Source organism: Phytoactinopolyspora endophytica (assembly GCF_004138495.1).
GTDB lineage: Bacteria > Actinomycetota > Actinomycetes > Jiangellales > Jiangellaceae > Phytoactinopolyspora > Phytoactinopolyspora endophytica.
This window is the reverse complement of record NZ_ML142878.1, coordinates 5,783-18,485: the sequence shown is the minus strand read 5'-3', so window position 1 is coordinate 18,485 and position 12,703 is coordinate 5,783. Positions and strand designations below refer to the sequence as shown.

The window sequence follows — 12,703 nt, the reverse complement described above, 5'->3', positions numbered from 1 at the left end:
AACAGTGCCTGATTGCCAGGCTCGCAGCCGCCAATCACCTCGACACCCGTGCCGATCGGCACCGGCCGATAGGCATCGGCCGATCCGCCCATCGACCGGAACCCACACGAGGGCCGTACGCTACATGCATGCTGCCAGCCGGGCTCGACGCCGCAGTTCCTGCGGGTTCTCCCACCAGACCGGTGCCGTGGGTTTCACCGGTGCTCTACGGCGTCGTCTTGGTCGCCGGGACATTCGCGGGAATCACCGGCCTCGGTCACACCAGCGTTGTGCCGTTCGTGGCCGGATTGACATTGCTGATGGCGCTGGACGTCGTCGAGCGCCGCCGATACCTGGCGAGCACGCCGACCGTCCCGGCGATCGCCCTGCTCGTCGCTCGGCTGTGCCTGTTCGTTGCTGTGGCTGCCTCCGATGGCTCCGGCCTGTCCCGGGTGCTGTTTCTGCTGTTGCCGTTCACTGCGTACTTCGCGTTCGGCTGGAAGGTGAGCATCGCCCTCGGCCTCGTCAGCCTGGGATTGCTCGTGATCAGCTTCGAGTTGACTGTCCCGCAGTGGTACAGCGAAGTCGAGCAGGTCTCCGATCTGCTGATGTTCGTGGTCGGGCTGGCGCTGACCATCGCGATGGCCTCGGTCGCCGTGGAAGAGCAGCGCGGCAGGGCGCGATTGGAGCAGTCCCATGCCCAGCTACGCACCTATGCCTCACGGGTCTCTGAGCTGTCGGCGGCGGCCGAGCGGAACCGGGTCGCACGCGACATCCACGACGGGCTCGGGCACCACCTGACGGCCATCACAGTCCTGCTGGAGAAGGCCACGACGTTCCTCGACAGCGACCGCCCCGCAGTACGGCAGGCCCTTGACGATGCCAGCCGCTCGGCACGGCGTGCACTTGAGGACGTACGGCACTCGGTACGCACGCTGCGCGCCCCGACTGAGCCGTTCCGCCTCTCGGCGGCACTGGATGACCTGGTTCACGAGGCTGCCGGCGGCGAGCTGTCGGTCAGCCTCGACTTCGCCGGTAATGAAGGCCGGTGTGATCCGGCCGCGCTGACCACGCTCTACCGGGCTGCCCAGGAAGGCATCACCAATGCCCGCCGCCACGCCCAGGCGTCCCACGTGCGGGTGACCGCTCGCTGTGACGACGAAGGTGCACATCTGGTAGTCGCCGATGACGGGTGCGGACTTCCGCCCGAGCGTGAAGGCTACGGCCTGCTCGGAATGCGTGAGCGAGTGCAGCTCGTGGGCGGCTCGGTTGAGGTGGTCAGCGGGCCGGATGCGGGCACGCGGGTCATCGTTACCATCCCGCACAAGGTGGCTGTGTGACCGACGAGCCAGAACGTGTCCCACGGCCAGCGCGCGACATCTGCGTCATCGTCGTCGACGACCAGCGGCTGATTCGGGAGAGCATAGCGTCCTTGCTGGATATACAGCCCGGCATTGCGGTGGTCGGCACCGCGGCCGATGGCAGGCAGGCAATTGACGCCGTACTCAACTTGGAGCCGGACGTAGCCCTGATGGACGTACGGATGCCCACCATGGACGGCATCGAAGCGGTCACCGTCCTGCGTGGCCGGGCTCCGAACTGCCGGGTGGTCATGCTTACTACCTTCGACGACGAAGAGTACGTCGTGCATGCGCTCCAGGCCGGCGCCAGCGGATACCTGCTCAAAGACCGTCCGGCGCAAGAACTTGCCGATGCGGTACGAACGGCGCACGCCGGCGTTGTCCAGTTCGATCCGGCCGCGGCAGCCCGGCTCACGTCGGCACTCGACCGTCCGAACAACTCACCGCGCCGAGAACCGACCCGCCATCCGCTGACTGCCAGGGAGGTCGACGTACTGCGCCTCGTGGCCACCGGCTCGACGAACCGTGAGATCGCCGAGCGCCTATACCTCAGCGAAGGAACCGTCAAGAATCACATCTCCAGGATCCTGAATCGGCTGGGCCTTCGCGACCGCACTCAGGCTGCGCTATACGCTCGCGACCAAGGCCTGGTCTGACCCATTCGGCAATGTGACGGATAGTTCGCTTATTCCGTCAGCGCTCCCGTCTCGAGGCGGCATGAGCTGGTCCGAAGTTGCGATAAGTCCGTGGCACGGTGGGGGTTGACCTGCGAAGAAAACGGCGTGGAGCGCCTTTGCGGCCGGACCAGGGATGGCCGTACGTCCGCCGTTCATCTGGGTGTACGACAATTCGCCAATGGTCGATGCTCGACACGCCCTGCTCCCCGAGCTTCTCGCAGTTGACCGGGCCGCTTCCCCGCGCACCCTCGTCTCCATCTTCCGGAGCACAGTCGAGGAGTACGGCGACTCTTTCGCCGTCGACAGCGGCCTGGAAACGCTGACTTATGATGAGCTCGACGAGGCAGCCACCGAGCTCGCCGGGCGACTCGCAGCGATCGGCGTCGGCCCGGGCGACAAGGTCGGCGTACGCATCAAGTCTGGCACGACCGACCTTTATGTCGCGATCATCGGCATCCTCGTCGCCGGGGCCGCCTACGTCCCTGTCGATGCCGACGACCCCGACGAGCGGGCCCGCGTCGTCTTCGAGGAATCCGGTGCGGTGGCGATCGTCGGCAACGACCTTGTCGTCTCGCCCACCCCCGCCGGACGCGCCAGTGAGGCCACGCCCCAGCGCGACGTGGAGCCCGGCGACGATGCCTGGGTGATCTTCACCTCCGGTTCCACCGGCAAGCCCAAGGGTGTCGCGGTCACCCACCGCAACGCCGCCGCCTTCGTCGAAGCCGAGTCCCGGATGTTCCTCCAGGAGCGCCCGATCGGCACCGGCGACCGCGTGATGGCCGGGCTCTCGGTCGCCTTCGACGCCAGTTGCGAGGAGATGTGGCTGGCCTGGGCGTACGGCGCGTGCCTGGTGCCGGCGCCGCGGTCGCTCGTCCGCTCCGGGGTCGACGTCGGCCCCTGGCTGGTCGCCAACGACATCACGATCGTCTCAACTGTCCCAACCCTCGTCGCCCTGTGGCCGCGCCAGGCGCTGGCCAAGGTCAGGCTGCTGATTATGGGCGGCGAAGCCTGCTCGCCCGAGCTGGCTGCCCGGCTCCAGGCGGAAGGACGCGAGGTCTGGAACACCTACGGCCCCACGGAGGCCACCGTCGTCGCCTGCGGGGCGATGCTCGACGGCAACGCCCCGGTCCGGATCGGGCTCCCGCTCGACGGCTGGGATCTCGCCGTCGTCGATCCCGAAGGCCACCCGGTCGCCGAAGGCGAGTCCGGCGAGCTGATCATCGGCGGCGTCGGCCTGGCCCGCTACCTCGACCCTGAGAAGGACGCTGAGAAGTACGCACCTATGCCGACGCTGGCCTGGGATCGTGCCTACCGCTCCGGCGACGTCGTGCGCAATGACCCCGACGGCCTCGTATTCGCCGGTCGCGCCGACGACCAGATCAAGCTCGGCGGACGCCGCATCGAACTCGGCGAGATCGACGACCAGATGCTGCGGATCCCCGGCGTGGTCTCCGCCGCTGCCACCGTGCGCTCCACGAAGTCCGGCAACAAAGTGCTGGTCGGCTATCTCACCGTCAACGACCGCTATGACTCCGGCGCGGCCAAGGAACTCCTACGGCTGCGGATGCCGGCCGCGCTCGTGCCGCGCCTGGCCGTCGTCGACGAGCTCCCGACCCGCACCTCCGGCAAGGTTGATCGCGATGCACTCCCGTGGCCGCTGCCCAAGAGTCGCGACACCGTCGCCAAGCTGGGCGGCACCAGCGCCTGGATCGCCGAGATCTGGGCCGAAGTGCTCGGCGCCGACGTCACCTCACCCAAGGATGACTTCTTCGACTTCGGAGGCGGGTCGCTTACCGCCGCCCAGGTGGTCGGCCGGCTCCGGGAGAAGTATCCCGAGGTCGCCGTCGGAGATCTCTACGCCAACCCGACGGTGGCCACGCTGGCCGCAAACCTCGAAGACATGGGCCGCGCCAAGGTGATGTCGGACCGCAAGGTTCGGCCGATCCGCCGGAAGACTCAGATCGGCCAGCTGCTGGCGCTCGTCCCGCTGCGGGCGCTGGCTGCGCTGCGCTGGGTGACCTGGCTGATGATCGCCTCTACGATCGGCGCTGCAGCAACCGACCTGCCCTGGCTGGAGTCGTTTCCGCTATGGCTGATGATCGTTACGGGCTGGTTCTTCCTCATCCCGCCCGGCCGGATGACCCTGGCCGCGGGCCTCGCCCGGTTCTTCCTCCGCAGGCTCGAGCCAGGCAGTTACCCCCGCGGCGGCCGGGTCCACCTGCGGATCTGGCTCGCCGAGAAGATCCAGGATGAGCTCGGTGCCGCTGGTCTGGCCGGGGCGCCGTGGTTCCCTTTCTACGCCCGTCTGCTGGGTGCGAAGATCGGCAAGGGCGTCGACTTGCACACTCTGCCCCCGGTCACGGGGATGCTCGAGATCGGCAAGCACGCGGCGGTCGAGCCCGAGGTCGACCTGGCCGGCCACTGGATCGACGGCGACCTTGTCCACATCGGCCACATCAGGATCGGCGCCCGCGCCCGTATCGGGGCCCGCAGCACCCTCGCCTCCGGCTCCGTGGTCGGCAAGGACGCCGAGATCGCCCCCGGTTCCCACGTCGCCGGCAGGGTCCCTGCCGCCGAGTTCTGGTCCGGTTCCCCGGCCGAGCGCCATGCCAAGGCCCGTGGTCCCTGGTCGGCCAAGGGCCCGTCGTCAAGCTCATTGTGGCTGGGCGTCTACGGCCTGGTTGCCTTCCTGATCGCCGCGCTCCCAGGGGTCTCGATGCTGGTCGGCGCGGCCGTGCTCGTTCCCGTCGTCAGCGGTACCGACACTTTCGGCGAGGCGATCCGTTCCGCTCTGCCGTTGCTGCCCCTGGCCGCGCTGCTGTCGTACGTCGTCCTGTCGCTACTCGTTCTCGGTCTCACCCGGCTTTTCGCGTGGGGCATCTCTCCGGGCCACCACCCCGTCCACTCAGCCGTGGGCGTCCAGATCTGGGGGACGCTCCGGCTTCTCGACGAGGCCCGCGACTGGCTCTACCCGGTCTACTCCAGTGCCATCACGCCGATCTGGCTGCGCTTGCTCGGAGCCCGGATCGGCGAGGGCGTGGAAGCCTCCACGGTGCTGCTGATCCCGAGTCTGGTCCACGTCAACGACCACGCCTTCCTCGCCGACGACACGCTGATCGGCTTCTACGAGCTCGGCGGCGGCTGGATCCGCGTCGAGCGGGTCAAGGTCGGCAAGCGTGCCTTCGTGGGCAACTCCGGCATGCTCGCCCCAGGCCGCAAGGTCCCCAAGCAGTCACTGGTCGCGGTCCTCTCCGCGGCCCCGGGCCGGGCCGTCGCCAAGGCCGGAACGTCGTGGATGGGCAGCCCGCCGCAGAAGCTGCGGCGCACCAGCGATGACCAGGACAGTAGCCGCACTTACGACCCGCCGAAGAAGCTCCGCGTCTACCGCGGGCTGGTCGAGTCCTGCCGGATCCTCCCGATGTTCCTCGGCGTCTCGCTCCACATCGGTGTAGGGGCGACTCTGTTCTGGCTGCTCACCCGCGACGACATCGGCATCCTGCTCGGCATCATCCTTGGTGGGCCGGTGCTGATCGTCGGCAGCGTCCTGGCTGCTTTGGTCACGGTAGCCGCCAAGTGGCTGCTCGTCGGGCGCCACGACACCGGCGACCATGCCCTGTGGACCTCCTTCGTCTGGCGCAACGAGCTCGCTGACACCTTCACCGAGGTACTCGCCGCCCCGTGGTTCGCCCGCGTGACCGCCGGCACCGTCGCGCTCAATGTGTGGCTGCGCATGCTCGGCGCGAGGATCGGGCCGGGTGTGTGGTGCGAAACCTACTGGCTGCCCGAGACCGACCTGGTCGAACTCCGCGCCGGTGCGACGGTCAATCGTGGCTGCGTCGTCCAGACCCATCTATTCCACGACCGGGTGCTCAGCATGGACACGGTGGCACTCGGAGCCGGAGCGACGCTGGGCCCCAACAGCGTGATCTTGCCGGCCGCGACGATCGGCCGCCATGCCACAGTGGGTCCCGTGTCGCTGGTCATGCGTGGTGAGAGCGTACCCTCCCGAACGCGTTGGATCGGGAACCCGATCGGCCCATGGGAGGAAGACGAATGAGTTTCACTGCGAGACCGGCGCACCCCGGCAGCGACCCTTACGTGCCCGGCCACGGAGACGCGTCGTACGACGTCCTCCACTACGACCTCGCCCTCGGCTACAAGCTTGTCGGCAACCGACTCGACGGCGACGCCACCCTGACATGCAGGGCGCTCACCGCCACCGACGCGATCCGTGTCGACCTGCACGCGCTTCGCCTCCAGAAGGTCTTTGTGAACGGTCGGCCGGAGAAGTTCACACACCGTGGCGGCAAGCTCGTCGTCAAGCACCCGGTCGGCTCCGGAGAGCAGTTCCAGGTGCGGGTGAAATACGCCGGCAACCCCCGCCCCGTGCCCTCGCGGGTGCTCGGCAGCGCCGGTTGGGAGGAACTGGCCGACGGCGCCATCGTCGCCGCGCAGCCACACGGCGCACCGTCCTGGTTCCCCTGTAACGACCGGCCGGACAACAAGGCGACCTACTCCCTCGCAGTGACCGCGCCGTCCGACTACTACGTCGCAGTAGCCGGCGAGCTGGTCACGACCAAGCGCAGCGGAAGCGCCACCACGTGGTCCTACCAGCAGGACGCGCCGATGCCGACCTACCTCGCGACGGTCCAGATCGGCCGCTACGAGGTCACCGAACAGACAGGCGCTCCAGTCCCGGTCCGTACCATCGCCCCGGCCGAGCGGCACTCCGACAACTTCCAGGCTTCTTTCGGACGGCAGGCCGAAATGCTCAACTTCTTCACCCAGATCTACGGCGATTACCCGTTCACCTCCTACACCGCCGTAGTCACCGACGACGAGCTCGAGATCCCGCTCGAGTCGCAGGGCCTGTCCACCTTCGGCCGCAACTTCATCGACGACGGCTGGGACGCGATCCGACTGATCGCCCACGAGATCTCCCACCAGTGGTTCGGCAACGCGGTGACGCTGCGCCAATGGAAGGACATCTGGCTGCACGAGGGCTTCGCCTGCTACAGCGAGTGGTTGTGGTCCCATGAGTCCGGAGTCAAGCCGGTCCAGGAACGAGTGAACGACCACTACGAGAAACTCGCGAACCTCCCGCGCGACCTGCTGCTCGGCGACCCCGGCCCGGAACTGATGTTCGACGACCGCGTCTACAAGCGTGGCGCCCTCACCGTCCATGCGCTGCGGGCACGGGTCGGCGACAACACGTTCTTCGAGATCCTCCGGACCTGGGTCGCGGCCAACAACGGCGGCAACGTCACCACCGAGATGTTCATCGCCCACGTCAACGAGTTCGCCGGCGAGGACCTCTCAGACCTCTTCGACGCCTGGCTCTTCTCGACCGAGCTGCCCGAGCCTCCCCGGCTGCACCACCCCTGAGCCTGACCGAGCGCCGCTGGTTCGGCGGCGTGATAGAGGAGATCCCGGTCTGCACTCCTGGCCAGCCTGCCTACATGATCGCGTACGCGGCCCGGTAGCCCTCCGGTGCCGGCACATCGATGACCTCGAAGTCCGCGACCCGGATCGAGGCCATCGGAGTGTCAAGCCCGTCACCGAGCGCCTTCAAGATCGCCTCCTTGCGGCACCACATCGCCGCCCGTTCCCCCGCCGTCCGCACTAACTCGGCCTCAGCCGGATGCAGCACCAGCCGTGGTTCCCAGCCGGCGTCGACGGCGGCGACGGACTCGATGTCGACACCGATGTCATGCGTGGTAGTCACCGCTGTGAGCAGGTGCGACCCGGACCGGGAGAGGCTCACCCCGACCTGGGCAGGGGCGCCGGTCATCCTCGCCCAGGGCCTCCCGTGCGCTGCCGAGCCGCAGCGGCCACAGAGTCGGCCCACCCGCACGACGCCCTCGGCGACGCAGAGCAGATCGGCCACCCGGAACCGCAGGACCGCGTCGGCGTTCTCATCGGCCGGGTGCATAGCGATCCGCGTACTCATGATGCGCAGTTCTCCGTCACTCCTGACGGGCGCTCGCCGGCTCCAAGTCGGTCAGACGCGGCGACGTCATCCCTGGATTCTAGCCTGCGGCATCGACCGCGTCTGCGACACAACTGCGACACGCCTGCACCGTAGCCGCGACAGTAGCTTGCGAGATTCGAAGCATGCGAACCAACAAAACCCACGACACTACTCCGGCCGCTGCCCACGGCAACCTCCGCTACCGGCTAGGGCGCCCGACGGGCATCGCGTCAGTTGCTCTCGCAGCAGTGGCGCTGACCGCCTGCGGTACCAACGAAGCCGACGACACCGGTAGCGAAGGCTGGACCGAATCCTCCCAGGCCGATGAAGCCGGCCTGTCGCCCGTGCTCTTCCTCGGCGACTCCGTCGCCGCCGGCCAAGCAGTCGCCCTGCAACAGGGCCTGGCCGAAAGCGGCGTGAGGTTCATCGACGCCACCTCCACCGGAGGCGGGAACATCGTCGGCCCCAACGCCGAGGAACAGTGGAACGCCCTGCCGGAAGAACTTGGACGTGCCGGGGGTGGCGTGGTGATCTACCAGGTCACGACCTACGACTGGGGCACGCCCGAGGAACAGCGCGCCGCGTACGAACGCCTTGCCGAGACCACCAGGGAACTCGACGCCGACCTTCTCATCGCCTCGATGCCACCCATCCAGCCCGACGAGTTCTACGAGCCCCACATGGACGAACTCGCGACGGCACACGAAGCCGCCCAGCAGATCGCTAACAACCTCGACGGCGTCGAATACCTCGACGCCGCAGAAGTCTGGGGCAACGAATACGCCCGAGAGCACGACGGAACGATCGACCGCAGCGAAGACGGCATCCACACCTGTCCCCAAGGCGCAGCCCGCTTCACCAGCTGGACCCTCGAACAGCTCGCCGACCATTACCCCGGTTTCACCCCAGCCGAACCCGACGCCTGGGCAAACAACGGTTGGGCCGGCAGCGACCGATTCCACGGCTGCTGATCAGGTCCTTCGTCGGGTGAAGCGGTCAGGTGCCGGCCTCGAGTACGGCAAGGTCGCGCACCGCATATCGGTGATGCTCGACCTCTTCCTTCAGCACTACGCTGAGGCAGCGACGCACGACGTACTCCTGGTCGGGATACGGGTCCGCCGGTTTGCGACGGCAGACCCGATCGAGCTCGGTCTGGGTGAGTCCGTCGACGACACGTCGCATCGTGGCCATCCGGGCGAGCCGCGGCGCGAGCAGCTCGTCGAGCGTCGGGGTGGCTTCGAGCGTGAGCCCGAGTTTCGCCGCCTCGTCGGGCGGCATCCCGCCGGCGGGGAAGCCCCAAGGGTGGTACGGCTCCTCCTCCTCGAGTACGGCGTTGCCGAGCCAGGCATCGGCGGCGAACAACAGGTGCCGTTGGGTCTCGACGAACGACCACTCGCCGTCGACCTGCTCGTAGAGTTTGGCCTCGGGCAACAGCCGGGCGCGCTCGAGCGTCGCCACCCACAGCGTCTCGATGGAATCCCAAGCAGAGCGGTAGCCGTCGGGGGCCGCGGCGTCCCGCGCCAGCGCCCGCGCGGGGTGCTGCCGGTCGAGCTCGGCCTCGACGTAGGCGGTCACGTCGACGTCGTTGACGACGACACGCTCGAAGTCGCCACCGAGATAGACGTCGCTCCCATAGCAGTCGACGATCTTCAGACCGCTGACCTCACAGTCGCGGATCTCGAGGCCGGCAAGGTCGCACAGGTGAATGCGTGCACCACGGAACTGGTCGCTCTGGGCATATTCAGCAGTCATCGAGGCAGTCTCCCGCACCGGTCCCGCCTGCGCCACGTCGGGCGACTGGTTCACCGGTCCGTACGCAGCAGGCTGAACAGCATGGTGTCGCGCCATTCGCCGTCCTTGAACTGCGCTCCGCGCAGCGTGCCTTCCAGGGTGAACCCAAGCTTGGCCAGGGCCTGTTGCTCAGCGGCGTTGTCGGCGCGGGTCTTCGCCTCGATGCGGTGAACCGGGGTTGTGGCGAAGAGGTAGTCCACCAGAAGTCTCTGAGCGCGCCAACCGTGTCCGCAGCCCCGGTGTTCGGGGAACACAGACACCCCGATACCCCAGCAGTGATGCGAGCCGCCATGCCTGACCGCTCGCCATGACACCTGGCCGACACACCGACCACCAACGTCGATGGCGAGCATGCCGTCGTGGTCGGAAAGGAGCCCGTCTTCGCCAAGTCGGCGGTCGAAATGGCCGGGGTCGCCGTATCCGCCCCAGTCCGGGCCAAGGCTGTCGGGGTCGGTGGCTAGACGCCGCAGCTGCGGCAGATCCTCAACCGTCACCGGACGTAATGTCGATGGATCGCTCACGGTGTCCAATCTAGCTTAGACTAATCTAGAGATGGCCACCTGAGATCCACGGCAGCCGTCGGCTGTCAGCGGAGAGACAACGCAATCAGATCGTCCTCGTTGTAGGCCCGCGGGGCGCGTTCCTGTCGGGAGGCCCCGTACCTTTCGACGACCTGGGCAGTCAGCTCGATCCCCAGATCGGCGTCGGCGACCCGTTCGCCTTCTGCCCACTGCCGCGTCCAGGGCGAACACCCGGCACCTCCGGCGACCCGCGACACAGCCCGCGAAGTCGTCCCGCTCGACATCCAGTGCGAATCGCCTGGCACGGAGTCTGGCATGAAACGACGTCGAACCCTGGGTTCTGGCATGACCCGAAGGGGGCGGTCGTGTCGGTAAACATGCAGGTAGAGGCCAGAAGAGGCGTAATCGTGCTCCCTGCGGATCAACAGGTCGGGTCGAGGAAGGACTGGCCGCTGCGTCCGCGAACCGACAGAGTCACCGGGTGGAAAGGTCGGGGAGTTCCGCCACTGCCCATTCCGGAGATCCCCACGGTTCCTCCAGCGCGGCCCGAAGCGCTCTGACGGCATCCACACCGACGCGTTCGGCGAGCGCGGTTTCGAGCCCCGCAAGTATCTGCATCGTCTCGGTTCGGCGCTGAGCACCGGCCGCCGAGAGGCACACGAGCTTCGACCGAGCTGACCGCGGATCGCTTTCCACTGTCACCACACCGAGGGCGACAAGTTCATGGACCCACTGGTGCGCAGTCGGGGCACTGACGCCCAGACGCCGAGCCAACTCGGCGATGCTCGCCCCCTCTGACGGGAGCTGACTCAGCAGGGTGACGTGTGCCGCGCTGATGGTCAACCCGTCTTCCTGGGCTTCGAACGCAGCAGTCAGGGCTGCTCGGAACCAGTTGTGTGCGCGCCACAGCAGCCGGATGAGCGGCTCGGATTCAGACAGTGAAGAGGACATGTGGTTCTGCTTTCACATTGGAAGGCATTCGGCACGGTCTGCCGATAGTAAACCGGTCGGCCTCGGTGACTGACATCACTGGCATTCCGAGACCGTAACGACCATTAGGTAACCTATGCTTAGGTTACCTAATGAGGATTTCGGATCGCCCCCCGGTCTCACAATCGATTGAAAGGCATAGCGATGACGACAGAATCGTCTGCATCCCCTCTCGCCGCAGGCATGCGACGGCTTCTACTGACCGCCGCGACCGGTGCCACCGGCGGCACGTCAGCAGGTGTCGTGGCCTCGCCCGCCGCCGTCGGTATCGCTGGCCCTACCATCGGCCCCCGGCTGGGCCGACCCGCAGCATTGGGCCGCAACGTGTTCGGCAATTTGCTCGAAGCCGAATCACGTTCGAGTCTCCCGATTGGAACACCATGATTTGTGCGAAGGGCCTGCATAAGAGATACAAGAAGACGGTAGCGGTGGACGATCTCTCGTTCGAGGTCCGACCCGGGGTGGTCACCGGATTCTTAGGCCCCAACGGCTCGGGCAAGTCCACCACAATGCGCCTGATGCTCGGACTCGACCACGGCGAGGGCGAGACCCGGTTCGACGGCGAGGAGTTCGCCTCGATCCGCCGCCCGATGAACCGCGTCGGCACGCTGCTGGAAGCGAAGCCGTTCCACCCCACCCGCAGTGCCCGCAACCACTTGAAGATGCTCGCCTCGGCCAACGGGATCGACGACGCCCGCGTCGACAAGGTCATGGAGCTAGTCGGGCTCGGCCCCGTCAAGCGCAAGAAGCCCAAGGGCTACTCGCTGGGCATGGCCCAGCGTCTCGGCCTGGCCCAAGCGCTGCTCGGCGACCCGGACACGCTGCTGCTCGATGAGCCGACCAACGGGCTCGACCCGCACGGCATCCACTGGATGCGCGACCTGCTCAAGCGCCTGGCCTCCGAGGGCCGCACCATCTTCGTCTCCAGCCACCTGCTGTCGGAGATGCAGCTCATGGCCGACGAGCTGGTCGTCATCGGCCGCGGCACGATGATCTTCAACGGCGACGTCGACCAGTTCGTCCGCGAGTTCACCCGGTCGACCGTCATCGTCCGCAGCCCCGCTGCCGGCACCTTCATCTCCGCCCTCGAAGCCGAGGGCGCGACCGTCGCCAAAGGTGACGACGGCGAGCTGGTCGTCTCGGAAATGGAGATCGGCGCGGTCGGGCACCTGGCGTTCACCGAAGGCGTCGAGCTCGCCGAGCTCTCCAGCCGCTCGGCCTCGCTGGAAGAGGCCTTCATGTCCGCGACCGGCGCCGCAGAGCAGTTCGTTGCCGAAAAGCCGATCCAGACCGCCCATGCCTCCAGAGGTGCCCAGAATGCTTGATGCGCTCAGATACGAGTGGACGCGGCTGCGCACGCTCCGCTCGACCTATTGGATGGTCGGTTCCGGCCTGGTGGCCTCCGCCGTGATC

General features: G+C 67.2%; 10 protein-coding genes. 6 read left to right on the top strand and 4 right to left on the bottom strand.

All coding sequences use genetic code 11. The annotated features are described in order from the left end of the window. Nucleotides 1-128: 128 nt before the first annotated feature. From ELR45_RS32875 to ELR45_RS32860, 4 genes are all read left to right on the top strand, one after another. Entirely contained in the window at nt 129-1,319 is a 1,191-nt protein-coding gene (locus ELR45_RS32875; RefSeq protein WP_129670049.1) for a sensor histidine kinase, read from the top strand. Further along, entirely contained in the window at nt 1,316-1,996 is a 681-nt protein-coding gene (locus ELR45_RS32870) for a response regulator (RefSeq protein WP_129670048.1), read from the top strand. The genes ELR45_RS32875 and ELR45_RS32870 overlap by 4 nt, the downstream gene beginning before the upstream one ends. Nucleotides 1,997-2,195: 199 nt before the next feature. Further along, entirely contained in the window at nt 2,196-6,074 is a 3,879-nt protein-coding gene (locus ELR45_RS32865) for a Pls/PosA family non-ribosomal peptide synthetase (protein ID WP_129670047.1), read from the top strand. After that, nucleotides 6,071-7,402: a M1 family metallopeptidase gene (locus ELR45_RS32860; protein ID WP_129670046.1), complete on the top strand. Its 1,332-nt coding sequence runs from the start codon at nt 6,071-6,073 to the stop codon at nt 7,400-7,402. Before ELR45_RS32865 ends, ELR45_RS32860 begins: the two co-directional genes overlap by 4 nt. A gap of 70 nt (nt 7,403-7,472) precedes the next feature. Here ELR45_RS32860 and ELR45_RS32855 read toward each other — a convergent pair whose 3' ends face one another. Next, a complete protein-coding gene (locus ELR45_RS32855) occupies nt 7,473-7,967 on the bottom strand; it encodes a 4'-phosphopantetheinyl transferase family protein (protein WP_129670045.1) in 495 nt (164 codons plus the stop codon). A gap of 164 nt (nt 7,968-8,131) precedes the next feature. Between ELR45_RS32855 and ELR45_RS32850 the strand changes: the two genes are divergently transcribed. Continuing rightward, the gene (locus ELR45_RS32850) at nt 8,132-8,959 is read left to right on the top strand and encodes an SGNH/GDSL hydrolase family protein (protein ID WP_205857746.1); all 828 of its coding nucleotides are present in this window, start codon (nt 8,132-8,134) and stop codon (nt 8,957-8,959) included. Between the two features lie 25 nt (nt 8,960-8,984). Here the strand turns inward: ELR45_RS32850 and ELR45_RS32845 are convergent, their stop codons facing one another. From ELR45_RS32845 to ELR45_RS32835, 3 genes are all read right to left on the bottom strand, one after another. Further along, nucleotides 8,985-9,740, bottom strand: coding sequence for a DinB family protein (locus tag ELR45_RS32845; RefSeq protein WP_129670044.1), 756 nt, complete (start codon nt 9,738-9,740; stop codon nt 8,985-8,987). 50 nt (nt 9,741-9,790) lie between these two features. Then, nucleotides 9,791-10,273, bottom strand: coding sequence for a GNAT family N-acetyltransferase (locus tag ELR45_RS32840; protein ID WP_129670074.1), 483 nt, complete (start codon nt 10,271-10,273; stop codon nt 9,791-9,793). A 501-nt stretch (nt 10,274-10,774) separates the two neighbouring features. Continuing rightward, nucleotides 10,775-11,251 (bottom strand): MarR family winged helix-turn-helix transcriptional regulator, encoded by a 477-nt coding sequence (locus tag ELR45_RS32835; protein WP_129670043.1) that lies wholly within the window; start codon nt 11,249-11,251, stop codon nt 10,775-10,777. A 419-nt stretch (nt 11,252-11,670) separates the two neighbouring features. Between ELR45_RS32835 and ELR45_RS32830 the strand changes: the two genes are divergently transcribed. Further along, the gene (locus ELR45_RS32830) at nt 11,671-12,615 is read left to right on the top strand and encodes an ATP-binding cassette domain-containing protein (RefSeq protein WP_129670042.1); all 945 of its coding nucleotides are present in this window, start codon (nt 11,671-11,673) and stop codon (nt 12,613-12,615) included. The last annotated feature ends 88 nt before the right edge of the window (nt 12,616-12,703 follow it).